Genomic DNA, 24,425 nt, shown 5'->3' with positions numbered 1-24,425 from the left:
GGAGGACGGACATGCGAAAGACATTGACATCGGTCTGGTGGGCTTGGTGCGGTGCGGTCGCCTTGGTCGGCAGCGCGGGCGTGGCCCAGGCCATCGACCTGGAGGCCAACCGCCACGGCACTCCCTCGTTGCGCTGGGAGCGCATCGACAGCCCGGCACCGGTGCGCGGGCTCGACGGCCAGGTGCACGCCGCCACCTGCTCCGGCTTCCCGGGCACCGACCCCCGCTTCAGCTTCTGGGCGCGCAAGGGCCAGTCGCGCAACCTCGCCATCTACTTCGAGGGCGGCGGTGCGTGCTGGGACAACAACACCTGCAGCGCGCCCTTGGTGGGCTTGCCGCCCGAGGTGCCCCAATTCTTCGTGCCCCAGGTGCCGCCCGGCACCGACCCGGCCACGATGGACGGCCTGTTCAAGACCGACAACCCGGCCAACCCGGTGCGCGACTGGGACATGGTCTACATCCCGTACTGCACGGGCGACATCCACATCGGTTCGGCCACCAAGACCTACACCAGCGTGGGCAATCCGGCCCTGGGCCTGCCCGCCGGCGTGCCGGTGACGATCCAGCACCGCGGTTTTGACAACTTCATGGTCGTGCTGGAGTGGGCGCGCAAGAACTTCCGCGGCGCCAACAAGGTGCTGGTTGCCGGCTCCAGCGCCGGCGGCTACGGCGCCACCGCCAACTCGCCCTGGGTGGCCCGCGCGTTCCCCAGCGCCGAGCTGTACGTGGTGGCCGACGCCAGCCAGGGCGTGACCAACGCCGGCTTTGACAACGGCAACCCCGGCCGCAACAGCTGGAACCCGCAGCTCGACCGCCGCACCTTCGGCAACAACAGCCCGGCCCTGCCAGGCCCCGAGCTGATGCGCCGCGCCGCGCAGGCCGACCGCGACGGCCGCTACGCCCAGTTCACGACCAGCTTCGATGGCGTGCAAATCGGCTTCTACGCCGTGATGGCCCAGCAGTTCGGGGCGGGCAGCTGTCCCAACCCGGTGGTGGAGTGGCACAACAAGATGAGCGCCCAACTCCAATCGGACGCGAGCAGCCTGCGCAACTTCCGCCACTTCGTGGCCGCTGGCCAGTTCCACACCGTGCTGCGCTCGCCCGCGGTCTACACGGAAAGCTCGGCCGGGCCGACCGTGGCCACCTGGCTGGGCGACATGCTGGCCAACCGCCGCGGTTGGGAAAACGGCAACGGCCAGGGCCACCGCGGCGGCAGCCACTGGCGCAACGAAGCCTGCCCCGGCTGCCTGGTGCAGGTGCCTTGCCAGTGAACTGAGAGGCGGCGCTAGTCCTTGACGAAGCGCAGCACCTGACCGCCCTGGCGCAGCACCAGCGCCGGGGCGGGTCCTTCCGCCCCCTCGAACTCGACTTCCAGGGGAGTGACCCGCGCGAAGAAGAGCCGGGGCGACTTGGCGAACAGCGCGAACTCCCCCTGGCCGGTGGCCTGGGCGAACAGCTCGCCGCCCTGGGCGCGGACCGTGAGCTTGAAGCGCGGGTTCAGCGCGTACACGCCGGCCAGCGGGGCCAGGGCCTGCGCCGGCACCGCCAACGCCGCCTGCTGCTGCGCGGCGACTTGGGCTTGCTTCTCGGCGGCCACGTCGCGCAGCGGCTGGCTGGGATTAAGCAGGTGACGGGCCAGGTCGTTGACCATGACCATGGCATTGGCCAGCACCAGCGCGCCACGGCGCTCGCCCAAGTTCAGCCACAGCGACGAGGAGAAGCCATAGGTGCCGCCGTCGTGCGTGGCCAGCTTCAGCTCGGGCGCCAGCATCCAGCCCAAGCCCATGCGCGCGTTGGGCGCGGGGCCCAAGTCGCTGTGCACCTGCAAGGCGAGGTCGAAGGCGCCGCGCAGCGGGTGCTCAAAGCCCCCCAGGGCCGCTTGCCCGTAGCGCGCCAATTCCGCCGCGGTGGCGCGCACGGCGCCGGCACCGCCCAGCGCCAAAAAGTGCCAAGCCGGCACCGGCTGTCCAGCGGGGTTGTGGCCTTGGGCGCTGTCTTTGCCAGCGGCCCCGGGCGCGGCCCACTCCATGCCCGTCAGGCCCAGCGGCTGGGCCAGGCGTTGCCGGAACAACTCGGGCAGGCTGAGCCTGGCTTGGCGTGCGATCACCCAGGCCAGCAGGCCGGAGCCGAAGTTGCTGTAGTCCCAATGCGCATCGCGGGGGCGGGTGGCCTTGAACTGGCGCACGCCCGCCAGCAGCGCGGCGTCGTCGTAGGCGGCGTAGGGGTCGGCCGGGTTGGGCACGGCCGTGGGTTCGAGATTGCCGGGCAGGCGCGGCAGGCCGCTGCGGTGGGTCGCTAAGTCCACGAGGCGAATGGGCGCGTCGGCGCTGTCGCGCAGGCGCGTGCCCTCGGGCAGCAAGGACTCGACCGGCTGGTCGAGCGTCAGCTCGCGGCGCAGCACGGCATCGGCCAACAGCACGCCCACCATCGTTTTGGTGATGGAGCCGATCTCGAATCGGTGGCGGGCGGGGTCGATGGCGTCGCCGCCCTGGCGGCTGGGGCCGGCCGCGGCCAGGTCGACCGTGCTGCCGTCGAAGCGCGCCACGGCCAGGCCCACGCCTTCGTGGCGCAGGCGCTCGGCCAACAGGCGGCGGACGGCATCGTTGTTTGGCGCGGCGGCCACCGCGGGGCGGGGCAAGCAGGGGAGCAAAGCAGCGGCTTGCAAGAGCCGGCGGCGGGGCAGGGTGCTCATGGGGTCTCCGGATCGGGGGGCGTCAGTGGCGGACGGGCTTTGGGCGGGCCGAGCTTGATGCCGCGCTTGGCCAGGGCCTCGCGCAGCAGCACCTCGGCCTGCGCGTTGGCGCTGCGCAGCTCTTGCGCGGCCAATCGCTCGACCTCGGCCCACAGCGCGGGGTCCACGCGCAGGGCAAAGGCCTTTTTGTCGGGGCTGGCCATGCTTGGCGGTCAGTGGGGTTCGCCGGGTCGGCGAGGACGTCTCGGTGCCTGATGAGCCCCCAGGGCCGCTGCCGGATCTGCAGGTGGCTTGGGAAAGGCACGCATGAGCGCCATGAGCCAAAGGGCCGTGGCAATCAGGAACAACGCCACCAGGGACAAGGAGATCAGGTCGCTCACCTTCTGCCCCTGGCGTGCATGCCAAAGGTCGAGCGCGACCATGCCCGCCAACAAGGCCAACACCAACAAGCCCATGGCATCCAGATAAGGGCCCATCCGCCTCAAGCTTTCCGCACGGCGCTCGCCAGAAAACCAGTAGTCGGCATTTGGCATGTTGATGCCGCCGCTTTCCATGCGGCGCAACCAAGGCAACAGCCCTGGCCCTGCGATCCACGGCGACACGGCCATCACCACCGTCAGGATGGGCAGTTCGGTGGGCTTGAATGCCACATCGGCCAAATCCTTCCACGCCGTCCAGGCCGCGGCCATCAGGCCCATGCCCGCCACCCAAGCCACCAGAAACAAGAACCGCACCATGGCCGGCCTCAGGTGTACAGCGTGCCCGTGTTCACCACCGGCTGCGTCTCGCGGTCGGAGCACAGCACCACCAAGAGGTTGCTCACCATGGCGGCCTTGCGCTCGTCGTCCAGCGAGACGATCTCGCGCTCGCTCAGGCCCTTCAGCGCGGCTTCCACCATGCTCACCGCGCCGTGGACGATCTTGCTGCGGGCGCTGATGATGGCCTCGGCCTGCTGGCGGCGCAGCATCACTTGGGCGATTTCCGGCGCGTAGGCCAGGTGGCTGATCTTGGCGTCGAGCACGTCCACGCCGGCGTCGCCAAAGCGGGCTTGCAATTCTTGCTTCAGGGCCTCGGCCACGGCCTCTTGGCCGCCACGCAAGGTGATGGCGCCGGCATCGATGTCCTCGCCCTCGTCGTAGGCGTAGCAGGTGGCCAAGTGGCGAATGGCGGCTTCGGCCTGCACGCGCACGTAGGCCTCGTAGTCGTCCACCTGGAACATGGCCTGCGCCGAATCGCGCACGCGCCACACCACCACCGCACTGATTTCGATGGGGTTGCCGCGCTGGTCGTTCACCTTCAGCACCGGGGCGTTCAGGTTGCGGTCGCGCAGCGAGATCTTCTTCTTGATGGCCAGCGGGTTGGCCCAGCGCAGGCCGGCATTGCGGTCGCTGCCGGTGTAGGCGCCGAACAGGGTGAGCACGGCCGCCTGATTGGGGTGCAGCATGTACAGGCCAGCCAGGGCAATGATCCCCAGGATCAGCGCCGGGATGGCCACCAGCGGGGCGCCGCCGCGCAGGCTGACGACGGCCAGGCCCAGCAGCGCCAAGCCGACCACGATCATCAGGTAGCCGTCGGCCGACCAGGCGCGCTTCTCTTGCAGGGCGGGCTTGTTGTTGGGGCTCGCGGGGGTGCTCATTGGGGTCTCCAAGTTGGCATCAAAGTGATATCACTTTAGCGCCAGTCGCTCATCCAGCGCAAGCCCTCTTTTCGCCGCTTCACGCCGGCTTCTCGGCAGCCGGTCGCACGCCACTGGCGCGAATCGAAGCGGCAGCGCACCATCCCGGCCTTCATCCCCTCTCACCCCGCCATGAACTTCTCTGCCACCCGCCGTGCCGTCGTCTTGTTGGGCGCCTTGTCACTCGCTCCTTGGGCCGCCTGGGCCGACACCTTGCCTGACGCCGCGGCCGTGGCGCGATATGCCCAAGGCCTGCTCGACGAGCAAGGCATCGACCCCAAAGGCCCGGGGCTGACCCTGTTGGTGGCCCGCGGCGACACCCTGCTTGCCACCGCCGCGCGGGGCCAGGCCAGCATCGAGCTGGGCGTGCCTTTGGCGCCCGACCACGTGATGCGCCTGGGCTCCATCACCAAGCAGTTCGCCGCCGCCACCTTGCTGCGCCTGGTGGACGAAGGCAAGGCCTCGCTGGACGACCCGCTGAGCAAGTACCTGCCCGATTACCCCAACGGTCAGGCCATCACCTTGACGCAGTTGCTCAACCACACCTCGGGCATCAAGAGCTACACGGGCATCGGTGGCTACATGCACAACCCGATCCGCCACGATCTCAGCACGCAAGAGCTGGTGGCCGTGTTCAAGGACCAACCCGCCGACTTCGCGCCCGGTGCCCGCTGGGCCTACAACAACAGCGGCTACGTGCTGGTGGGCGCCGTCATCGAGGCCATCACGGGCAAGTCCTGGCACGAGGCCTTGCAGTCGAACTGGCTGCAGCCCAACCGGGTGGCCGTGAGCTACCCCGCACCCGACCGCCTCATCCCGGGCCACGTGGCCGGCTACACCCGCAGCGGCAACGGCTGGGCGCCGGCCGGCTTGGTCAGCATGACCCAGCCGCACGCCGCCGGCGCGTTGGTGGGCAACGTCGAGTCGCTCTGGCGCTGGAACCAGGCCCTGCACGAGAAGGGCCTGTTGAAGCCCAGCACCTACCAACGCATGGTCACGCCGCAAGGCCCGGCCGAGGCCTCGCGCTACGGCTTTGGCATCGGCACCGACCGCATCCGCGGCATGGCCGCCTTGCAGCACGGTGGCGGCATCCACGGCTTCGGCACGGTGCTTTACTACCTGCCGGCCCAGCGCATCACCGTGGCCCTGCTGCGCAACAGCGACCGCGCCACGCCCGAGCTCGACCCGCTGGCCCGTCGCCTGAGCGCCTTCGCCGCCGGCAAGGCCTACCCGGCCGCGGTGCCCGTGGCGGTGCCGCCGGCGACCTTGAAGGCGTTTGAGGGCGTGTACAGCCAAGGCGCCGTCACCCGCACCCTGCGCGTGGTGGATGGCAAGCTGGTCTCCCAGCGCGCCGGGGGCAGCACCGTGCCGCTGACGCCCCTGGGCCAAGACCGCTTCGCCGTGGGCACCGGCCTGGCGCAGTTGCAATTCCAGCGCAACGCGGCGGGTGCGGTCACTGGGCAGGTTTACTACCCGGACGGCGACGACCAAGGCCCGGTCGAGCCGCTGCCCCGCACCGGCGACTTGCCCCAGCGCCCCGACCTCGCCCTGAGCGAGGCCCAGCGCCAGGCCCTGGTGGGCCAGTACGTGGGCGAGCGCTTGTCGTTCTCTGTATTCGTCGACCCCCAAGGCGTGCTGCGCGGCCAGGTGCCTGGCCAGCCCGCCGTCACGCTCAAGGCCAGCGCGCCGCGGGAGTTGTACGTGGTGGAGGTGGATGCGAGCCTGAGCTTCGGGCCGGCCGAGGGCGAGGTGCAAACGGTAGTGTTGAAGCAGGGGCCGGGGCGGTTTGAGTTGAAGCGGCAGCGATGAATCGGATACGGTTCGCCGCTCGATCGCGGGTTACGCGGCCAGGCGGGCCTCACGGCTCAGGCTGCCGTGCCGCTTGGAATGCGACCAATCGGGTGCGTTGGTCCTTCCTTGCGCGCGACGCTGATCTAGGATGACGGTCACTGAATTGAGTGCAAGGGGCGAGGTTCTTGCCCTCCCTGACATTTAGCCGTGCTCGTCGCTGTGCCGGCAAAGTGCCAACTGCATACTGGCGCGGCTCAATTTCATGACCATCCGTGAGGCGCAGTGGTGTTGACGTCCCGCTGTTCAATGAAGAAATCACAGTCGCTGCTCAAGCCATTTGCACTTGGCATCGCAACTTCACTCGTTGTGCTCGTTGCGTCGCTGTTCGGCTCGACGGAAGGCGTGCGGGTCAACACGGCAGCGTTGCCGCCTGCTGTTCAGTCGATCATGGACGAACTTCCAGGAGAGCCGCTGTCTTCAGAGCAATTGAACCGCATCAAAGGAGCCCTCGACGACGACGCAGGGCAGACCACGCCGTCTCACATGGCGGCGGCGGAGCTCCGCAAGGCATGGCCCCTCGCAGTGCTGGTTGGGCTGTTTGCGTGTGTTCTGGCATGGATGTTGTGGAGGCCGATCACGTTGGGAGCTGGGACGCTGGTTCTTGGGCCAACTGCGTTACTGGTGCTTGGCGCATTTGCACATACCCATCCGTACCTGCTGTGAGTCCTGCGGCCCTTTTGGATCCAGACAGCGCTCGCCACTCGCGAAAGTTCGTGCTGCGGTCGTTCGCTAGCGACTTACCTTAAACGGGAACCTGAGGGTCGTTTTAGATCGACGCTGCTGTCAGCACCGACCCTCAAGCCAAGCCGGCTGCTTTCAGCCACGCCTCGATCCGCTCGGCCGCGCCTTCGCGCCGCGCGTCGATCACCTGCCGCCTCGGCATGCTCCGCAGCCAAGTGATTTGCCGTTTGGCCAACTGCCGCGTGGCCGCTTGGGCCTTGTCCCGAAGGGGGCCCAGGGCCGGGGGGTCGGCCTCGTCCAGGGCCTCCCACACTTGGCGGTAGCCCACGCAGCGCATGCTGGGCAGCTCCAGGCTCAGGTCGCCGCGCTGGCGCAGGGCACGCACTTCGTCGACGAGGCCGGCGTCCAGCATGGCGTCGAAGCGGGCGTCCAGGCGTTGGTGCAGCCAGGCGCGATCCTCGGTTTCGATGCTGATGAGCGGCCAGTCGACGCCGGGTTCTTTGGGCGCTTGGGCGTGCCAGTCGCTCAAGGGGCGGCCGGTGACGCGGTAGACCTCCAGCGCGCGTTGGATGCGCTGGGCGTCGGTGGCGTGCAGGCGCTCGGCGGTGACCGGGTCCACCCGGGCCAGCTCGGCGTGCATGGCCGGCCAGCCGCGCTCGGCGGCTTCTTGGTCGACGGCGGCGCGCACCTCGGGCGTGCTGGCGGGCAGCTCAGAGAGCCCATCGCACAAGGCCTTGACGTAGAGCATGGTGCCGCCCACCAGCAGGGGCAGCTTGCCTCGCGATTGGATCTCGGCCACCAAGCGCTTGGCGTCGCGCACGAACTGGGCGGCGCTGTAGCTCTCCAGCGGGTCGAGGATGTCGATCAGGTGGTGGGGCACAGCCGCCTGTTCGGCGGCGCTGGGTTTGGCGGTGCCGATGTCCATGCCGCGGTACACCAGGGCGGAGTCGACGCTGATGATTTCCAGCGGCACGCGCTGGGCCAAGTCCAGTGCGGCGGCGGTTTTGCCGGCCCCAGTGGGGCCGACCAGGATCACGGGCTGTGGCGTCATGCCGGCGTGGGTGGGCATGGCAGCTTCAGCACGTCGCGCGCCACGCCGTCCGGGAAGTGCTGCCGGCGGACCACGGCGCCGCCCAAGCGCAGCGCCAAGCGGCGCGCGGCAAGGTTGTCGTCGGGCATGTAGGTCTCCACCTCGGTCCAACCCCAAGGCCCATAGGCCTGGCGGAGCACGGCCTCAGAGGCCTCTTGCGCCACACCCGCCCCCCGGGCCGCTGGCAGCAGCCACCAGGTGAGCTCTCGGGGCCAATCGGCGGCTTGCCAAAAGCCGCAGGTTCCGAGGAGTTGCCCATCCTCTCGCCGCTCGATCGCCCACACCCCAAAACCCCGCAGCGACCAGGTGCCGATGTCGGCCGCCAGTCGGGACCAAGCCCCCTTCGGGGGCAGGGGGCCGCCGTAAAAGTGAGAGGCGTCGGCGTCGGTGAAGAAGGCGAGGTACATCGCTTCGCAGTCGGGCCCCAGGGGCCGCAGCCGCAGGCGCGGCGTCTCCAACACCGGTGCCTGCATGCTCAGAAGCGCTCCCAGGGCGCCAAGTAGCGCCACTGGCCCATGGGCAGGTGCGACAGGGGGATGCGGCCGATGCGCACGCGCTTGAGGGCCAGCACCTGCAGGCCCACGGCCTCGCACATGCGGCGGATCTGGCGCTTGCGCCCCTCGCGCAGCACAAAGCGCAGCTGGTCTTCGTTGGCCCAGCTGACCTTGGCCTCGCGCAGCTGCACGCCGTCGAGCTCCAGGCCGTGGTTCAGCAGGGCCAGTTGGTGCTCGGGCAGGGCGTGCATGGGGTGGCTGCCTTCCTCGGCGCCGGGCAGGGCCACGCGCACGAGGTACTCCTTCTCGACGTCGCTGTCGTCGCCGATGAGGTGCTTGGCCACGCGGCCGTCTTGGGTGAACACCAGCAGGCCGGTGGAGTCGATGTCCAGGCGCCCGGCCGGGGCCAGGCCGCGCAGGTGGTTGGGGTTGAAGCTCAGGCCCTTGGCGGTGGGGTCGTCGGCCCAGCGGTTGGCGGCGGTGACGAGGCTCACGGCGGGCTCGTAGCCGTCTTCGGGCTGGCCGCTGACGACGCCGATGGGCTTGTGCAGCAGGATGGTGACGCGCTGGGCCTGCAGTTCCTTGGCGCGGGGGTCGATGTCGATTTGGGCGTCGGCCGGGATGCGCTGGCCGAGCACGGCCACCGCGCCGTTGACGAGCACGTAGCCGGCACCGATCCACTCGTCGGCCTCGCGGCGCGAGGCCAGGCCGCGGTCGGCCATCACCTTGGACAGGCGCTCGCCGTCCTCGTTGGTGTTGGTGCGAACTGGGGCTTCGCGTTCGGGGCGCGGGGCACGTTCTTCGAAGCCGCCATGGCGCTGCGGGCGGTCGCCTTCGGGGCGCTGCGGGCGGTCACCGAACGAGCCGCCGTCACGACGCGGAGGACGGTCGCCAAACGAGCCACCGTCGCGACGCGGAGGACGGTCGCCAAACGAGCCACCGTCGCGACGCGGGGGACGGTCGCCGAAGGAGCCACCGTCGCGACGCGGTGGGCGGTCGCCAACGGAACCAACGTCGCGACGCGGGGGACGGTCGCCGAAGGAGCCGCCGTCGCGACGCGGAGGGCGGTCGCCGAAGGAACCACCGTCGCGACGCGGGGGACGGTCCCCGAAGGAGCCGCCGTCGCGACGCGGAGGGCGGTCGCCGAAGGAGCCGCCATCGCGACGGGGCGGGCGGTCGCCAAAGGAACCACCGTCGCGACGCGGGGGACGGTCGCCGAAGGAGCCGCCGTCGCGACGCGGGGGGCGGTCGCCAAAGGAACCACCGTCGCGACGCGGAGGGCGGTCACCGAACGAGCCGCCGTCACGACGGGGCGGGCGGTCGCCAAAGGAATCGCCGTCGCGACGGGGCGGGCGGTCGCCAAAGGAATCGCCGTCGCGACGCGGAGGGCGGTCACCGAAGGAGCCGCCACCGCGACGCGGAGGGCGGTCGCCAAAGGAGCCGCCATCACGACGGGGCGGGCGGTCGCCAAAGGAGCCGCCATCGCGACGCGGCGGGCGATCCCCGAAGGAGCCGCCGTCGCGACGCGGCGGGCGGTCGTTGGCCTCGCGACGCTCGCGGCGCTCGCGGTCGGCTTGCGCCTCGGCCAGGGTCGGGCGCTTCTTGGGCGTGTTGATGCCGCGCACGGGCGCGCGGTCGCCGCGGCCAGCGGGCTTGGCGCCCGGGTTGAGGGTCAGCTTCTTCTTGGGGGTGTCGGTCATGGGGTCTCCTCAGCGCCCGCGCAGGAACAGCGCATCGAGCTCGCGCAGCGTGAGCTGCCGCCAGGTGGGGCGGCCGTGGTTGCATTGGTCGGCGCGCTCGGTGCGCTCCATGTCCCGCAGCAACGCGTTCATTTCGGTCAGGGTCAGTTGGCGGTTGGCGCGCACGGCGGCGTGGCAGGCCAGGGTGGCCAGCAGGTCGTGCTGCGCGCGTTCGAGCGCGTGGCTGCCGCCCACGGCGGCCAGGTCGGCCAGCACGCGGCGGGCCAGGCTCACCAAGTCGGCGCCTTCCAGCAGGGCCGGGCGCGAGCGCAGGGCCAGTTGCTGGGCGCTCAGGGGGCTCAGGTCCAGGCCGAGCTGCTGCAGCGCGTCTTGTTGCGATTCGCAGGTGGCGATTTCCTCGGCGCTGGCGGCAAACACCACGGGGATGAGCAGGGGCTGCGCGTCCATGCGCGCGGCCAGGGCGGCCTTGAAGCGCTCGTAAAGCACGCGCTCGTGGGCGGCGTGCATGTCGACCAGCACGAGGCCGTGGCGGTTCTCGGCCAGGACGTAGACGCCATGCAGCTGGGCGATGGCGCGGCCGAGCGGCCAGTCTTCGGCACCGGCGCCCGAGTCGGGGGCCACTGCGGCGGCGGCGGCGGGCGCGCTGAAAGGCGTGGGCGCCGCCGCACTGGCGCGTACCAACCAGGCGTCACGCGCGGGGTCGTACCGGGGTTCGGCCGGGGCCGTGGCCCAGGGCAGGGCGTTTTGCTGGGGCACGGCCGCCCAGTCGCGGCGGGGCTCGGCGGCCTGCCAGGGGCCCTCGCCGCCAGACGCTGCCGGCATGGCCGTCCAGGGCGCCACGGGGGCCGGGGCGTCAGGCCCGTTCGACCCATCCGGCCCGGTGGGCCGCTCGGGCACTTCGGCCCGCGAGGCGGCCAGGGTCTGCTCGGCCAGGCGCCGCAGCTGCTGGTGCAGGCCGCGGCTGTCGCGAAAGCGCACCTCGATCTTGGTTGGGTGCACGTTGACGTCCACCAACTCGGGCGCGATGTCGATGTGCAGCGCGTAGCTGGGCTGGCGCTGGCCGTGCAGCACGTCGTCGAAGGCGCTGCGCAGCGCGTGGGCCAGGGTGCGGTCGCGCACGAAGCGGCCGTTGACGAACAGGTACTGCTGGTCGGCGCGGCTGCGAGCGGCTTCGGGCAGGCCCAGGCGGCCTTCGATGCGCAGGGGGCCGGCGGCCCAGCTCAGGCTGCGGCTGGCGGCCACGAAATCCTCGCCCAGCACCTCGGCCAAGCGCTGGTCCAGGCGCGAGGGGCGCCACTGGGCGGCCAGCTTGCCGTCGGCCCAGAGGGCGAAACCGATGTCGGGGCGCGTGAGCGCCACGCGGCGCAGGGTTTCCAGGCAATGGGCCTGCTCGGTGGCCTCGGTCTTGAGGAACTTGCGGCGCGCGGGCGTGTTGAAGAAGAGCTCGCGCACCTCCACCGTGGTGCCGCGCGTGCGGGCGGCGGGCTGCAGCTCGCCGCTGCGGGCGTCCAGGCGGGTGGCGTGGGCGGCGTCGGCGGTGCGGCTGGTGATGGACAGGTCGCTGACCGAGGCGATGGCGGCCAGCGCCTCGCCGCGGAAGCCCAGGCTGCCCACGGCCTCGAGCTCGGCCAGGTTGCGGATCTTGCTGGTGGCATGCCGGCGCAACGCCAGGGGCAGTTCGCCCGCCGGGATGCCCTGGCCGTCGTCTTCGACCGTGATGGCGCGAATGCCGCCTTCGAGCAGGCGCACCGTCACCTGGCTGGCGCCAGCGTCGATGGCGTTGTCCAGCAGCTCGCGCACCACGGAGGCCGGGCGCTCGACCACCTCGCCGGCGGCGATCTGGCTGATCAGCTCGTCGGGCAGTTCGGCGATGGGGCGCCGAGGCGGGGCCTGGGGCAGGGGGGGCGTGTCGATCAAGGCAGCAGGTGCAGGCGGCGGGGAACCCCCGAGTATCCCAGCCGCCCCCTCAGCCGAGGGGACTTTCGCAGGGGAGATCGCCTCAATCCGCCTGAGGGAGTGGGACGCCGCCGAGAATGCCCGCCATGGAAATCGTGCACTGGCTCATCGACTTCATCCTCCACGTGGACAAGCACATCGCGGCGTTCGTGGGGACCTACGGCTACTGGGTCTACGCCCTGTTGTTCGCCATCGTGTTCGTCGAGACGGGCTTGGTGGTGATGCCCTTCTTGCCGGGCGACTCGCTGCTCTTCGTGGTGGGCGCGCTGTGCGGCGCCGGCCTGATGAACCTGCCGCTGGCCATGGGCGTGTTGATCGCGGCGGCCATCTTGGGCGACCAGACGAACTACACGATCGGGCGCTTCTTCGGGCCGAAGGTGTTCCAGTGGGAAGACAGCCGCTTCTTCAACAAGAAGGCCTTCAACGCGGCCCACGAGTTCTACGAAAAGCACGGGGGCGTGACGATCATCATCGCCCGCTTCATGCCCTTCATCCGCACCTTTGCGCCCTTCGTGGCCGGGGTCGCCGAGATGACGCGCAGCAAGTTCACGGCCTACAACGTGGCGGGCGCCTTGATTTGGGTGATCAGCCTGACGGTGCTGGGCTACCTGTTCGGCAATTTGCCCTTCGTGAAGGAGCACCTGGAGAAGTTCATCTGGGCCTTCATCATCGTGCCGGGCTTGATCGCCATCGTGGGCGGCTGGCGCGCCCAGCGCAAGGCGCAGCAGGCGGCGGCCTGAATCAGGGCGAGCCGCCCAGGCGCTTGAGGGCGTCGGCGGCCACGTCCACGTCCTTGCCCAGCTCGGCCAAGTAGCGGTCGCGCTGCTCGCTGGGCCAGGCCTCGGGCGAGAAGCGGGCCAGCACGTAGGGCTGGGTGCGGTGCACGGCGCCGGGCAGGCGCGGCAGCATGACGCGGTCGGGGAAGGTGTTCTCGCGCAGCAGGAAGCCGTCCACGTCGCGCAGGGTCAGCGGGAAGGCGGGCTTGAGGTCGTGCAGCAGGCGCCCGTGCACCCACAGGCGCACGGTTTGTGGGCCGGCCTTGAGCTCCTCGTTGAACAAGGCCAGGGCGATGGGCTTGCCGGTGGCGTCGTCGATGCGCCCGTTGACGACGTAGCGACCGGCTTGCAGCACCTCCAGGCGCAGGTCCAGGGCCAGCGCGCCCTGGGCCACGGTCTCGGTCACGCCCGGCAGCCAACGGCCGGCGCTGCCGGGGTCGTGCATCAGGTCGAAGTAGATGAAACCCGGCTGGCCGCCGTGCTCCATCCACAGTTCCAGGCGGATGCGGCCGGCGAAGCTGGCGAAGCCCTGCGTTGCCGGGTTCATGACGGCGGTGTGCACGCCGTCGCCAGCGAGGTCGTCGCCTGCCTGGCCGTTGTCTTGGGGCACCAGGGGGCGCTCGGCGGTCTGGGCCGTGCGGCCGGGTTCGGTCACTTCTTTGACGATGGCGCGGGTGAAGCGCAGCGGCAAGGCTTGGCCTTGGGCGTTTTGCAGGCTGACGGTGACCTTGTTGCTTTCCCCGCTCGCCGCGAACACGCGCTCTTGGGTGGTGACGAGCTTCACCCCGTCCATGGCGGTGCCACCGGGGGTGCGCAGGGGGTGTTCTTCGGCGATGGGCTGGAAGGGCTGGAGCTGGTCGGGGTGTTCGCTGGCCGGGCGCGACTGGTGCGGGTAGCGCGCGTGCGCCTCGTAGGCGGCCAGGGCCTCGCGGGCCTGGGCCAGGCGGGCTTGCCACTGCTGGCGCTCGGCCTCGCGTTGGCGCAGGCCTTCGGGGCTCAGGGGGGCGCCCGTCGCCACTGGTGCACCACTGGCGGGCCAGGGGCTGGCCGGTCGAGGTGGAGGGGTGGCGGCCTGGGCCGCCTGAGAGGGCGCTTGCGGCCCGGTGGGCCACGCCCACCAGGCCAAGCCACCGGCCACCAGCAGCCCCAGGGCCCAGACCCCGGGGCGGCGCAGGACCTTCATTGGGCGTTGTTGACCACGTCGGTGCGCATGCGCCCGACGATGCCAGCCCAATTGCCGTTGTTGTAGTGGTTGTAGGCCTCGCCGTCGTCGCGGAAGGCGACGGTGTGGTTCGTCCACTTGGCACGGCCGCCTTCGGCAGCGGCGGTGCCCAGGGTCAGGTCGTTGCACCACCAGTCGGACGGGTTGCAAAAGCCCCCGCCGCTGCTGCCACTGATGCCGCCGCTGGAGTGGTAGGCGATGGCCTCGTCGTCTTGACCGGGCAGCAGCGCGCTGTACAGGGTGCCGCTGGCGCCGGCGTACATATAGAAGATCTTGCCCTGCGTGCTGTTGTGGTTGTACATGGCGCGGGCGGTGCTGGTCTTGAGGTCGGAGACCAGCGGCTCGCTCAGCGCCCAGTCGCCGCTGTTGGCCAACTCGCTGCCGCCGGCGGCGCCGCCGGCCACGCGCACCCACTTGATGTTCCAACCGGCTTGGGTGCCCGCACCGGAATTGCTGCAGGTGCCAGCGCTGTTGGGCGTGGGGGTTTTGATGCTGCGGGTGCTGGTGCCGTAAAGCGCCAACGAGTAGCCAATCTGCAGGTTGCCGGCCGAGTGGGCGGCGATGTAGCACCAGTTGTTGCCGGTGCAGTAGCAGTCGAGGGCGTCGCGCACCTTGCCGTTGGTGTTGGCGATGCTGTTGTAGCCGTCCCAGTTGACGGACTTCTTGTTCACGCCAGCGGCGGTGGTGGCCGGGCCCCAGTAGCGGAAGTCGGCGTGGTTGCCGGGCGTGGCGCTGTTGGAGCGGCCGTTGATCCACAGCGTGTAGTTGGTGGCGACGGCAAAGCCGGACAGGGCGGCCAGCACGGCCGCGCCCATCGCGAGGCGAAGGGTCTTGCGCATTTCGGGGTGTCTCCAGGATCGCCGCCAAACGGGGACCCCGACTGCACCGTCGCTGCGGCTGGCGGTGCGGGCGCCAGCGACCGGGGGTGCGGCAGTGTGAAACCTGGCGTAACCGCGTTCAATGCGGATTTGTCCGTCCGCGAAAACACCGACCCGCGAGGGGCCGGGTGCCCCTCAAGCGCCGCTGATGTTGGCCGGCTTGGGCGTGCGGCGGGCGAGGTGGCGCAGCAGGCCCTTGGCCAGCGCGTCCACGAGTTGGGCCTGGTAGTCGGGGTCGCGCAGCTTCTTCTCCTCCTCGGGGTTGGAGATGAACGCGGTCTCGACCAGGATGGAGGGCACGTCGGGCGCTTTCAACACGGCAAAGCCGGCTTGTTCCACCCGCGGCTTGTGCAGCTTGCCCACCTTGCCCAACTGGCCCAGCACCTGGCTGCCCAGTTGCAGGCTGTCGCGGATCTGCGCGGTGGTGCTCATGTCGAGCATCGCTTGCATCACCCCGCGGTCTTTGACGTTGAGTTGGTTCAGGCCGCCCACCGCGTCAGCCGAGTTCTCGCGCTGGGCCATCCAACGGGCCGCTGCGCTGGTGGCGGCTCCGGTGGACAGCGCGAACACGCTGGCGCCACGGGCCTCGGGGCGGATGAAGGCGTCGGCGTGGATCGAGACGAACAGGTCGGCGCCCACGCGCCGCGCCTTGCGCACCCGCTCGTGCAGGGGCACGAAGTAATCGGCATCGCGGGTCATGAGCACGCGCAGGTTGGGTTCTTGGGTCAGCCGGTCGCGCAGTTGGCGGGCGATGGCCAGCACCACGTCCTTCTCGCGCAGGCCGGTTGGGCCGATGGCGCCCGGATCTTCGCCGCCGTGGCCGGGGTCCAGGGCGACCACGATCAAGCGCTCCACTGGCCCCGTGGGCGGACGCGGCTTGGGCGAGGGTTTGGCGGCTGGGGCGCTGGCGGGCGGCGTGGGCGCTGGGGGGCTCGCCGGCGCGCTGGGTGCGGTGCTGACCGCGGGCGGGGCCTCGGTTTCGCGGCGCTTCAGCCATTCGCCCAGTGCGTCGTTGACGTCGCCCACCGCTTGGTTGGCCTGGGTGACGCTTTGGGCGTTGGCCACCCGCTCGGCGATCAGGGCCTCCAGCGGGTCTTTGGGTTGCGCGGCGTACAGGTCCAGCACCAGGCGGTGGCGGTAAGCGGCCACCGGCGCCAGCGTGAAGACCTGAGGCGCCACGCCCTGCTTCAGGTCGAAGACCAAGCGCACGACCCGGGGCTGGTACTGGCCCACGCGCACGCCGGCGATGTAGGGGTCGTCGGGCTGGGTCTTGGCGACCAGCTCCTTGAGCCGGGGCGAGAGGCTCAGCCCGTCGATGTCGATCACCAGGCGCTCGGGCGCCTCGGTCACGAAGTGCTTGGCCGCCAGCGGTTTGTCGCTTTCGAGGGTGACGCGGGTGTAGGCCTGCGCGGGCCACACGCGCACCGCCACCAACTCGGCGTCGCCCGGCTGGGCCATCAGCGGCAGGGTCCAGGTGCTCAGGCCCAGTTGCACCAGCAAGCGCCGCTTCATGCCAAGGCCTCCAACAACCGAGCCCCGCGCGCGGACAAGGCCTGCAGACGAACGCGGCGGCCGTCGCCCTCGGGCCGCAGGTCGACCTGCAGGTCGGCCGCCTGCACCAAGTCAGGGGCCTTCTCGGGCCACTCCACCAGCTTCAGGCCAGGCCCGGTGAGCAGCTCGCGAAAACCGGCGTCTTCCCACTCCCGCGGGTCGCCGAATCGGTAGAAGTCGAAGTGGTGCACGTCGCCGAGGGGCAGGGGGTAGCTCTCGAGCACGGCGTAGCTGGGGCTTTTGATGCGCCCTTGCACGCCCAGGGCCCGAAGCAGGCCGCGCACGAGCGTGGTCTTGCCGGCGCCCAAATCGCCCTGCAGCAGCACCAGCGCGCCCGGGAGCGCCTCAGAGCTCGCCAGTCGGGCGGCGGCGGCCAGGGTGGCGGCCTCGTCGGGCCAGAACAGTTCGAGCGAGGGCAGGGCGGCCGTCACGGGTCGGGGGCTTCCTAGAATTTGTGGATGACCCAAGCCACCGACCTTGACCCCGTCCTGCCAGGGGCCGCGCTGGTGGCCCAGGTGCAGGCCTGGGGGCGGGCGGCGGGATTCTCCCAAATCGGCATCGCTCCGATCGATCTGCGCGACGCCGAACCCGGACTCCTCGCGTGGTTGGCCGCTGGCTTCCATGGTGAGATGGACTACATGGCCCGCCACGGCCTGAAGCGGGCGCGGCCGGCCGAGTTGGTGCCGGGCACGGCGAGCGTCATCAGCGTGCGCATGGACTACCTGCCCGGCGCCACGCCCGAGGGCTGGCAAGCCGTGGAGTGGGCCGGGCTGCAGCGCGCCCAGCAGGCCCAGGTCAGCCTCTACGCCCGGGGGCGGGACTACCACAAGGTGCTGCGCCAGCGCCTTCAAGGCCTGGCCGACCGCATCGCCGCGCACCTGGGGCCTTTCGGGCACCGGTGCTTCACGGATTCGGCGCCGGTGCTGGAGGTGGAGCTGGCGCAGCGGGCCGGTTTGGGCTGGCGGGGCAAGCACACCTTGCTCTTGCACCGGGAGGCGGGTTCGACCTTCTTCCTGGGTGAGATCTACGTGGACCTGGCCTTGCCGCGCAGCGAGCCGACGAGCTCGCACTGCGGCCAGTGCACCGCCTGCCTGGACGCCTGCCCGACCCAGGCCATCGTCGCGCCCTACCGGCTGGACGCCCGGCGCTGCATCAGCTACCTGACCATCGAGCACGAGGGCGACATCCCGCTCGAGTTCCGGCGCGCCCTGGGCAACCGGATTTACGGCTGCGACGACTGCCAACTGGCCTGCCCCTGGAACAAGTTCGCCCAGCGCAGCCCGTTGCCCGACTTCGACCCGCGCGAGGGCATGCAAGGCGCTCACTTGCTGAGCCTTTGGGCTTGGGACGAAGCCAGCTTCTTGCGCCGAACCGAGGGCTCGGCGATCCGCCGCATCGGCTACGAGCGCTGGCGGCGCAACCTGGCGGTGGCGCTGGGCAATGCGCTGCGCGCCGACCCGGAGGATCAAACCTTGCGCGCGGCCCTTCGGGCGGCGCGACCCCATGCGTCGGCGCGCGTGGCGCGTCACATCGACTGGGCCCTGGACGAGGGTTGACGCCCTGGGCGCCGGCGCTGGGGGCGGCGTATCCTCGACAGCACCCCGCCCTGGGAGTGCCGAATGCAGTTGCTCAAGCTCGTGGCCAACCACATCAAGGTGGGCGCGCCCTTGCCGTTCAACGTGCGGGACGAGTTTGGCCACCTGCTGCTGGCCGCCGGCCACGTCATCGCCAGCGTGCGCCAGCAAGAGGCCTTGCTCAGCCGCGGCATCCATGCCGATGTCGAAGAAATCAAGGCGCTGGCCGCCGGCAAAACCGTGGCGCCGCAAGCCCCCACGCTGATGGCCCGCTGGACCCGCGCCTTCTGGGCCTTGGACGACTTGGCGCGCGACCCGCCCCCGGGGGACGCGTTTGGCGAGGCGTGCCTGGCTTTGGGCCAGTCCCTGCACGCGATGGTGCTGCAAGACCCCGACGTGATCCTCTACCAAATGGTGCGGCAAGAGCAGCACCCGCTGCGCATGTACGGCCTGACGCACGCGGTGTTCGTGGCCGCGCTGTGCGACTTGATGGCCACGCGCTTGGGATGGCCCGACGCGGACCGCCACGCGGTGTTGATGGCGGGCTTGACCATGAACCTGACCATCTTGGACTTGCAGGCGCGCTACGCCGTGTACGGTCGCTTGAACCCCGAGCAGCGTGACGAACTGGCGCGCCACCCCACCGACACCGCCGCCCGCCTGCGCGCCGGCGGCGTTCGCGACGAAGGGTGGCTGCAGGCCGTGGAAGAACACCACGAGCACACCGACGGCAAGGGCTACCCCAAGGGCCTAACGGCCGTGTCGGAGCCGGCCCAATTGCTGCGCCTGGCCGACGTGGTGCTGGCCAAGGTCAGCCGGCGGGAGTCGCGCCCCCCGCTGGACGTGCGCGAGGCGGCGCGGCAGGCTTACCTGGAGGCGCCGGCCAGCCCCTTGGTGGCCGCCTTGGTGCGCGAATGTGGGCTGTACCCACCTGGCGACCTGGTGTGCCTGGCCAGCGGAGAGCAGGGCGTGGTCATTCGCCGCGGCCCCACGCCGAAGACACCCACCGTTGCCACGCTCACCGACCGCCGCGGGCTGCCCAGCCCGCAGGTCCAGCGACGTGACACGGGACAGAGCGAGTACGCCATCGTGAGCGTGAACGCGGACAAGAACTTGGTGGCGCGCCTCCCCCTCGAGCGGGTGTACGGCCTCATCTACTGAGTCCTTGGGTCACTCCCGTGCGCGGTGGCAGGTGCCGTCCTCTTCGCTGCAGAAGGAGGCAACGAGCGCGGCGTCCACGCTTTGGCCGGGCAAGGGCAGTTCCTCGTGCGTCCAGCGCTTCACCAGGCTGCCATTGGGCACCCCTGGGCGGTTCTCCTGCAGGTACGCCCGCCGATGCTGCATGGTGACGCCGGCGTTGGCATTGGCGATCAAGCGGCTCTCGCCCATGGACCACGGCACGACGTAGGCGTCGGCCGCGACATCGACCTCGCGGAAGTAGGCGCGCGCCGCCTCGGCCGGCAGCTTGCGACGCACCGTCCGGTTGAGCAGGCCTTGCAGGGTGTCCAGCTCTGCGTCGCTGGGCCAAGGGCCGTCGGCGAGCCGCCGCCGCCAGGGGCCGAACACGGCCGGGTCGTCCAGGTCGGCCGGCAGGACCTGCAGCATGGCGCGCAGCACGGCGTGGTGCGGTGCCACGGCCGTGGCCACCGAACGGGCGACCGTTTGGTGCGGGCAGCGGATCTCCACCAAGCGCGGCTTGGTGGGGCTGCTGCAACCGTCGTGGTGGTAGTACTCGCCCTGGCTCAGGCGCCCCTTGCTGGAGCGGCCGCGCACGTCGCGGTAAGTGGGGTGGCGACTGGCCACGTTCAGGCAAACCACCAGGCCGGTTCGGTCCATTAACTGCAGGAAGTCTTCCCGGTGCGCCGGGTCCAGCAAGACCTCGTGCAGGTAGTCGGTCGGCACCTCGGGGTTGGCATCGGCCTCGCCCTCGATCACCAGCACGAAGGGCTTGGGGCGGCGCACCCGCCACTCTCGGTGGGCAAACCGCCAGCGCTCGGCAGGGGGCGGGGCAGGGCAGGGAGGACTCAGCGCGTCGGGCATGCCGCCATTTTCGCGGCGGCGCCACGGTCCCCCTGCTGCGCTTGCCAGCGACGCTCCAGCGTGACGATGGTGATGCCGTACATCGCCAACACGATCAGGGGCACACAGACCATCCCTTGCGTCGGCGCCCACCACCACGCCAGCAAGATGAGCAGGGTGCGGGCCACGGCGTGGAAGGCCGCGATCCAGTGGCCCATCAACCAGGCACAGGGCAGCCACATGAAGCCGGTGAGCATGCCCACGGTGAACACCGCGGTGTCGGGGCGCGCAACGGCCACGGGGATGGCGATGGCGTAGGCCAGCAGCGCCTGGCCGACGCTGAGCATGAAGAGCGCGTCGAACCGATTGCGGTGGCGCTGGGCCATGAAGTCTTCGCCAGTGAGCTTGGACAGGCCCATGCCCAGGTAAGCGATGCAACCCGTGAGCACGAACATCGCCAGCAGGTGCCAGCGGGGATCGAGCGCGAGCCCGGCGAGGCCCACGAGGGCCCAGGCCACGCTGCCGGCCAGCGGCATGGCCAGGAAACGGCGTTGGCGGAATGCGGCGAGTTCTTGGTCCAGGGTGAGGGCGGGGGCGTTCATGGGTGGGCTCCTTGGCGTCGGGGGGGCGTGCCCCGTTCGGGCGTCATCGATGGCGGCACTGTGGCTGGGTGCAAGTTCGAACGCCCCAAGCGCTCGACAAATCGCCAGGCGGGAGGCTGAATCGACAGCGGGCAAGCCCGGGCTGCCAAAGCCAGGACGCGCGCCTAGCATCCCGCCACCCCGACCAGGAGACCCCATGGACCGCCGCCACCTTTTGATCGCCGGTGCCACCGCCGGCATGGCCCCGCTGACTCTGCGGGCGCAGGCCTACCCAGCCAAGCCGGTGCGCTTGATCGTCCCCTTCGCCACCGGGGGGACGACCGACATCATTGCCCGCGTCATGGCCGACCGCATCCAGCCCGCCTTGGGCCAAACGCTGGTGGTTGACAACCGCGCCGGCGGCGGCGGCGTGGTGGGCGCCACCGAGATCGTCCGCGCGGCCCCCGATGGCTACACCATCGGGATGGCCACCGTGAGCACCACGGCGGCGAACCCAGCCATCAACCCGCGGATTGCCTACCACCCGCTGAACGACTTCACGCCCATCATCAACATCGCGGCGACGCCCAACGTCATCGTGGTGCACCCCAGTTTCCCGGCGCGGGATTACAAGGGCTTCTTGGCCGAAATCAAGCGCCGGCCCGGCCAGTACAACTACGCCACCTCGGGCACGGGGGGCATCGGCCACTTGCAAACCGAGCTGTTCAAGAGCTTGACCGGCAGCTACATCGTGCACATCCCTTACCGGGGCGCGGGCCCGGCGCTGCAAGACGTGGTGGGCGGGCAGGTGCCGATCCTGTTCGACAACCTGCCCTCGGCCCTGCCGTTCATCAAAGACGGTCGCCTGATCGCCATCGTGGTGGCCGCCCCCAACCGGCTGGCGCAGTTGCCCAACGTGCCGACCTTTGCGGAGTTGGGCCTGGGTCCCGTCAACCGCATGGCGTACTACGGGTTCCACGGGCCCAAGGGCCTGCCGGCCGAGGTGGTGCAGCGCCTGCACGCCGCCGCCAAGCGCACCGCCGAACTGCCGGAGGTGCGCAAGCGCATCGAGGACACCGGTTCCCAGCTGGTGCTCGGCAGCCCGGCCGAATTCGGCCAGCAGATCGCCGCCGAGTTCGCCGTGTACAAAGACGTGGTGTCGAAACAGAAGCTGAAACTGGATGCCTGAGGGCACTGCGCCCTTCGTGCCCCCGCCGGGCATTGCGCTGTTCCTGCGCGCCTTGTGGTTGGAAGAGGGGCTGAGTGACAACACGCGCGCGGCCTACGGTCGCGACCTGGCCGCTTTGGCCCAATGGCTGCACGGGCAGGGCGGCTCGCTCGATGGCGCCCAAGAGCACGATTTGCTGGCCTACGCCGCGGCGCGCCACGGGGCGAGCCGCGCCAGCAGTGCCAACCGCCGCCTAAGCAGTTTCAAGCGCTACTACCGCTGGGCCTTGCGCGAATCCCGCATCGCCCAGGACCCCACCCTTCGTTTGGGCACGGCCAAGCAACCTCTGCGGGTGCCCAAGACTTTGGGCGAGGCGCAGGTCGACGCGCTGTTGACGGCGCCGCCGCTCGACAGCCCGCAGGGCCTGCGCGACCGGGCCATGCTCGAGTTGCTCTACGCGAGCGGCCTGCGGGTCAGCGAGTTGGTGGGCTTGCCGAGCGTGGGCGTCAACCTGCGCGATGGCGTGGTGCGCGTGACCGGCAAGGGCGACAAAGAACGCCTGGTGCCGATGGGGCAAACGGCCGTGGCCGCGGTCACTCGTTACGTGACCGAGGCCCGCGGCGTGCTGCTGGCGGGCCGCAGCAGCCATGCTTTGTTCGTCACCGTGCAAGGCGGGGCCATGAGCCGGCAGATGTTTTGGCGCCTGATCAAGCGTTACGCGGTTCAAGCCGGCATTGCCACCGCCTTGTCGCCGCACACCTTGCGACACGCGTTCGCAACCCACCTCTTGAACCACGGTGCCGACCTGCGCGCGGTCCAGCTCTTGCTGGGGCACGCCGACCTCAGCACCACCCAGATCTACACCCACGTCGCCCGCGAGCGCTTGAAGGCGGTCGTCCAACGGCATCACCCGCGTGGGTGACGGTGCGCGGCGCAGCGTGTAGGCTCCCCCCATGGCCGTCAACAACCGATTGCAGGCGAGTGCCCACCAAAAGGGGCCTTTCCGTGCGCACGGCGATGCCACCGTGTCGGTGGAGGGGCGTGTCATGCACTTCGCGGCGACCGGCCCGTGGAACCTCGAGTTCATCGAGGCCTTGTGGCGGGTGATGGTCAAGGCCACGTCCCAATTGCCCCAAGACGGCCGCTTTGTGGATTTGGTGGAGGTGCGCGGCAGTGCCTGGATGACGCCCGACGCACTGCAGTTGCTGTCCAACTGCATCGACACCGCGGTGGCGCAGGGCTTTCGGGCATCGGCCACGGCCCTGGTCATTCCCATGGAAGTGGAAGGCCGCTCGCTTATGTTGCCCAAGCTCGTGGAGGTTTACGGCCGACACCGGCCGGTGCTCGTGCACACCGACGCGGCGCAGGCGCGGGCGGCCTTGCGCGCTTTGATGCCCGACTTGGACCTGGCGGAATCAGGTCCCTGAAACCGGCAAGGCCGAGGGTGGTTTGACCTCTTCCAGGCAGACCATCGACCGCACGTCGGCGATGCCCTTGATCTGCATGAGGCGGTCGGTGAGCAACTGCCCCAGGTGGCGCAGGTCGCTGGCCACGACTTTCAACAGGTAGTCGCTGTCGCCGCTGACGGTGTGGATCTCCAGCACCTCGGGAAAGTCGCGCAGTTGGCGCTCGATGTCGCGCACGCGCTCGAAAGCCGCCCCCTCGATGTTCACGCTGACGAAGGCCGTCACGGCCAAGCCCAGGGACGGTCCGCTGACCAAAGCCCGGTATCCCCGCACCACGCCGCGCTCTTCCAGGGCCCGCACGCGTCGAAAGCATTGCGGTGCACTGAGGTGCACTTCGGCCGCCAGGTCGACGTTGGAGATGCGGCCATCGCGCTGCAAAACTTCCAAAATCTTGCAATCGATGGCGTCTAGCTTGCTGAGCTCCATGATTTCAATCCCCTGCGTGCACGTTTGTTTCGGATGGTAGCAAGGTCCTTCAGGGCGGCGCCGGGTGGCGTGCGGCCCATTCGGCAGCGCTCATTTCGTGCACCGCCACCCAGGTGTCGTGCCAATGCTCCATGCCCCGGTAGCGCATGCCCAGGCGTGCCATCACCTGTGCCGAGGCCCGGTTGTCGGGGTGGCGGATGGCGGTGAGCAGGGGGGCGCCCAGGCCCGTGAACGCGAAGGCTGCCATGGCCTCGGCCGCTTCGCTGGCCAAGCCGCGACGCCAGTAGTCGGGGTGCAGGCGCCAACCGATTTCGAGTGGCAGGTGGCGCTCCCGCCCCAAGTGCTGGATGCAGCCCGCCCCGGCCACACGCTCGTGCTCGGGGTCGATGAAGGCCCACCAGCTGTAGCCCCATTCGGCCCAGCGCGCCTTGACGCGGTCGATGCCCGCTTGGGTGTCCTCCCGGGTTTCGGGCTGCCCGGTGATGTACTGCATCACCTCCGGCAGGCGGTTCATGGCGTGCAGCCCATCGAGGTGGTGGTCGGCGAAGGGTTCCAAGCGCAGGCGCGCGGTTGTCAAGATGGTCAAGGCTTACCCGGGTGGCAGTGCGTGGCGTGCAGCGTAACG

25 protein-coding genes are annotated in these 24,425 nt (G+C 70.1%); 9 read left to right on the top strand and 16 right to left on the bottom strand.

Features of this window, described 5'->3' with window-relative positions:
* Nucleotides 1-11 precede the first annotated feature (11 nt).
* Nucleotides 12-1,271, top strand: a complete 1,260-nt coding sequence (locus EOD73_RS02325) for a pectin acetylesterase-family hydrolase (protein WP_127680488.1) — start codon at nt 12-14, stop codon at nt 1,269-1,271.
* A 14-nt stretch (nt 1,272-1,285) separates the two neighbouring features.
* Here the strand turns inward: EOD73_RS02325 and EOD73_RS02320 are convergent, their stop codons facing one another.
* Genes EOD73_RS02320 through EOD73_RS02305 form a run of 4 tightly spaced genes read right to left on the bottom strand, consistent with a single transcriptional unit; the run spans nt 1,286 to nt 4,328 of the window.
* Nucleotides 1,286-2,692, bottom strand: a complete 1,407-nt coding sequence (locus EOD73_RS02320) for a serine hydrolase (RefSeq protein WP_127680486.1) — start codon at nt 2,690-2,692, stop codon at nt 1,286-1,288.
* Entirely contained in the window at nt 2,689-2,895 is a 207-nt protein-coding gene (locus tag EOD73_RS02315; RefSeq protein ID WP_127680484.1) for a type II toxin-antitoxin system antitoxin, read from the bottom strand. Before EOD73_RS02315 ends, EOD73_RS02320 begins: the two co-directional genes overlap by 4 nt.
* A 9-nt stretch (nt 2,896-2,904) precedes the next feature.
* On the bottom strand, nt 2,905-3,429 hold the full coding sequence (locus EOD73_RS02310; RefSeq protein ID WP_127680482.1) for a hypothetical protein: 525 nt from the start codon (nt 3,427-3,429) through the stop codon (nt 2,905-2,907).
* 8 nt (nt 3,430-3,437) lie between these two features.
* On the bottom strand, nt 3,438-4,328 hold the full coding sequence (locus tag EOD73_RS02305) for an SPFH domain-containing protein (RefSeq protein ID WP_127680480.1): 891 nt from the start codon (nt 4,326-4,328) through the stop codon (nt 3,438-3,440).
* A gap of 171 nt (nt 4,329-4,499) precedes the next feature.
* On the opposite strand from EOD73_RS02305, the gene EOD73_RS02300 reads away from it, so the two are divergent.
* On the top strand, nt 4,500-6,176 hold the full coding sequence (locus EOD73_RS02300) for a serine hydrolase domain-containing protein (RefSeq protein ID WP_127680478.1): 1,677 nt from the start codon (nt 4,500-4,502) through the stop codon (nt 6,174-6,176).
* 288 nt (nt 6,177-6,464) lie between these two features.
* Entirely contained in the window at nt 6,465-6,881 is a 417-nt protein-coding gene (locus EOD73_RS02295; protein ID WP_127680476.1) for a hypothetical protein, read from the top strand.
* A 133-nt stretch (nt 6,882-7,014) separates the two neighbouring features.
* Here EOD73_RS02295 and miaA read toward each other — a convergent pair whose 3' ends face one another.
* The 4 genes from miaA to mutL are packed head-to-tail and all read right to left on the bottom strand — an operon-like array spanning nt 7,015 to nt 12,100.
* Nucleotides 7,015-7,968: a tRNA (adenosine(37)-N6)-dimethylallyltransferase MiaA gene (gene miaA / locus EOD73_RS02290; protein ID WP_240660560.1), complete on the bottom strand. Its 954-nt coding sequence runs from the start codon at nt 7,966-7,968 to the stop codon at nt 7,015-7,017.
* Complete coding sequence (locus EOD73_RS02285; protein ID WP_127680474.1) at nt 7,947-8,462, bottom strand: GNAT family N-acetyltransferase; 516 nt, start codon at nt 8,460-8,462, stop codon at nt 7,947-7,949. Before EOD73_RS02285 ends, miaA begins: the two co-directional genes overlap by 22 nt.
* A 2-nt stretch (nt 8,463-8,464) precedes the next feature.
* The gene (locus EOD73_RS02280; RefSeq protein WP_127680472.1) at nt 8,465-10,183 is read right to left on the bottom strand and encodes a pseudouridine synthase; all 1,719 of its coding nucleotides are present in this window, start codon (nt 10,181-10,183) and stop codon (nt 8,465-8,467) included.
* Between the two features lie 9 nt (nt 10,184-10,192).
* A complete protein-coding gene (gene mutL, locus EOD73_RS02275) occupies nt 10,193-12,100 on the bottom strand; it encodes a DNA mismatch repair endonuclease MutL (RefSeq protein ID WP_240660559.1) in 1,908 nt (635 codons plus the stop codon).
* Nucleotides 12,101-12,225: 125 nt separating this feature from the next.
* On the opposite strand from mutL, the gene EOD73_RS02270 reads away from it, so the two are divergent.
* Complete coding sequence (locus EOD73_RS02270; RefSeq protein WP_127680470.1) at nt 12,226-12,879, top strand: DedA family protein; 654 nt, start codon at nt 12,226-12,228, stop codon at nt 12,877-12,879.
* Between the two features lies 1 nt (nt 12,880).
* Here EOD73_RS02270 and EOD73_RS02265 read toward each other — a convergent pair whose 3' ends face one another.
* The 4 genes from EOD73_RS02265 to tsaE all read right to left on the bottom strand — a co-directional run bounded on the left by EOD73_RS02265 (nt 12,881) and on the right by tsaE (nt 16,997).
* Nucleotides 12,881-14,098, bottom strand: coding sequence for a hypothetical protein (locus EOD73_RS02265; RefSeq protein ID WP_127680468.1), 1,218 nt, complete (start codon nt 14,096-14,098; stop codon nt 12,881-12,883).
* Nucleotides 14,095-14,976 carry a hypothetical protein gene (locus tag EOD73_RS02260; protein WP_127680466.1) on the bottom strand — a complete coding sequence of 294 codons (882 nt, stop codon included), beginning with the start codon at nt 14,974-14,976 and terminating at the stop codon, nt 14,095-14,097. Before EOD73_RS02260 ends, EOD73_RS02265 begins: the two co-directional genes overlap by 4 nt.
* A gap of 174 nt (nt 14,977-15,150) precedes the next feature.
* Nucleotides 15,151-16,527 (bottom strand): N-acetylmuramoyl-L-alanine amidase, encoded by a 1,377-nt coding sequence (locus EOD73_RS02255; protein ID WP_127680464.1) that lies wholly within the window; start codon nt 16,525-16,527, stop codon nt 15,151-15,153.
* Nucleotides 16,524-16,997, bottom strand: a complete 474-nt coding sequence (tsaE, locus tag EOD73_RS02250) for a tRNA (adenosine(37)-N6)-threonylcarbamoyltransferase complex ATPase subunit type 1 TsaE (protein ID WP_240660558.1) — start codon at nt 16,995-16,997, stop codon at nt 16,524-16,526. Before tsaE ends, EOD73_RS02255 begins: the two co-directional genes overlap by 4 nt.
* A 27-nt stretch (nt 16,998-17,024) precedes the next feature.
* Between tsaE and queG the strand changes: the two genes are divergently transcribed.
* Together queG and EOD73_RS02240 are read left to right on the top strand one after the other, a co-directional pair.
* Nucleotides 17,025-18,122, top strand: a complete 1,098-nt coding sequence (queG, locus tag EOD73_RS02245; RefSeq protein ID WP_127680462.1) for a tRNA epoxyqueuosine(34) reductase QueG — start codon at nt 17,025-17,027, stop codon at nt 18,120-18,122.
* 63 nt (nt 18,123-18,185) lie between these two features.
* A complete protein-coding gene (locus tag EOD73_RS02240) occupies nt 18,186-19,301 on the top strand; it encodes an HD-GYP domain-containing protein (RefSeq protein WP_127680460.1) in 1,116 nt (371 codons plus the stop codon).
* Nucleotides 19,302-19,310: 9 nt separating this feature from the next.
* Here the strand turns inward: EOD73_RS02240 and EOD73_RS02235 are convergent, their stop codons facing one another.
* Together EOD73_RS02235 and EOD73_RS02230 are read right to left on the bottom strand one after the other, a co-directional pair.
* Nucleotides 19,311-20,180 (bottom strand): hypothetical protein, encoded by an 870-nt coding sequence (locus EOD73_RS02235; RefSeq protein WP_127680458.1) that lies wholly within the window; start codon nt 20,178-20,180, stop codon nt 19,311-19,313.
* Nucleotides 20,165-20,761 (bottom strand): DUF7010 family protein, encoded by a 597-nt coding sequence (locus EOD73_RS02230; protein WP_127680456.1) that lies wholly within the window; start codon nt 20,759-20,761, stop codon nt 20,165-20,167. Before EOD73_RS02230 ends, EOD73_RS02235 begins: the two co-directional genes overlap by 16 nt.
* A gap of 196 nt (nt 20,762-20,957) precedes the next feature.
* Here EOD73_RS02230 and EOD73_RS02225 point away from each other — a divergent pair, with 196 nt between their 5' ends.
* The 3 genes from EOD73_RS02225 to EOD73_RS02215 are packed head-to-tail and all read left to right on the top strand — an operon-like array spanning nt 20,958 to nt 23,335.
* Nucleotides 20,958-21,929, top strand: coding sequence for a tripartite tricarboxylate transporter substrate binding protein BugE (locus tag EOD73_RS02225; protein WP_127680454.1), 972 nt, complete (start codon nt 20,958-20,960; stop codon nt 21,927-21,929).
* Entirely contained in the window at nt 21,922-22,830 is a 909-nt protein-coding gene (gene xerD, locus EOD73_RS02220) for a site-specific tyrosine recombinase XerD (protein ID WP_127680452.1), read from the top strand. The genes EOD73_RS02225 and xerD overlap by 8 nt, the downstream gene beginning before the upstream one ends.
* Nucleotides 22,831-22,861: 31 nt before the next feature.
* A complete protein-coding gene (locus tag EOD73_RS02215) occupies nt 22,862-23,335 on the top strand; it encodes a hypothetical protein (protein ID WP_127680450.1) in 474 nt (157 codons plus the stop codon).
* On the opposite strand, the gene EOD73_RS02210 is transcribed toward EOD73_RS02215, so the two are convergent.
* The gene (locus EOD73_RS02210; protein ID WP_127680448.1) at nt 23,324-23,800 is read right to left on the bottom strand and encodes an Lrp/AsnC family transcriptional regulator; all 477 of its coding nucleotides are present in this window, start codon (nt 23,798-23,800) and stop codon (nt 23,324-23,326) included. The two genes, EOD73_RS02215 and EOD73_RS02210, sit on opposite strands and share 12 nt — an antisense overlap.
* A gap of 49 nt (nt 23,801-23,849) precedes the next feature.
* Complete coding sequence (locus EOD73_RS02205; protein ID WP_127680446.1) at nt 23,850-24,386, bottom strand: GNAT family N-acetyltransferase; 537 nt, start codon at nt 24,384-24,386, stop codon at nt 23,850-23,852.
* Nucleotides 24,387-24,425 lie beyond the last annotated feature (39 nt).

Origin of the sequence: Inhella crocodyli, assembly GCF_004004565.1 — a bacterium.
Taxonomy (GTDB): Bacteria; Pseudomonadota; Gammaproteobacteria; order Burkholderiales; family Burkholderiaceae_C; genus Inhella; species Inhella crocodyli.
Note: the sequence above shows the minus strand (reverse complement) of the source record. Positions and strands in the feature narration are given on the sequence as shown.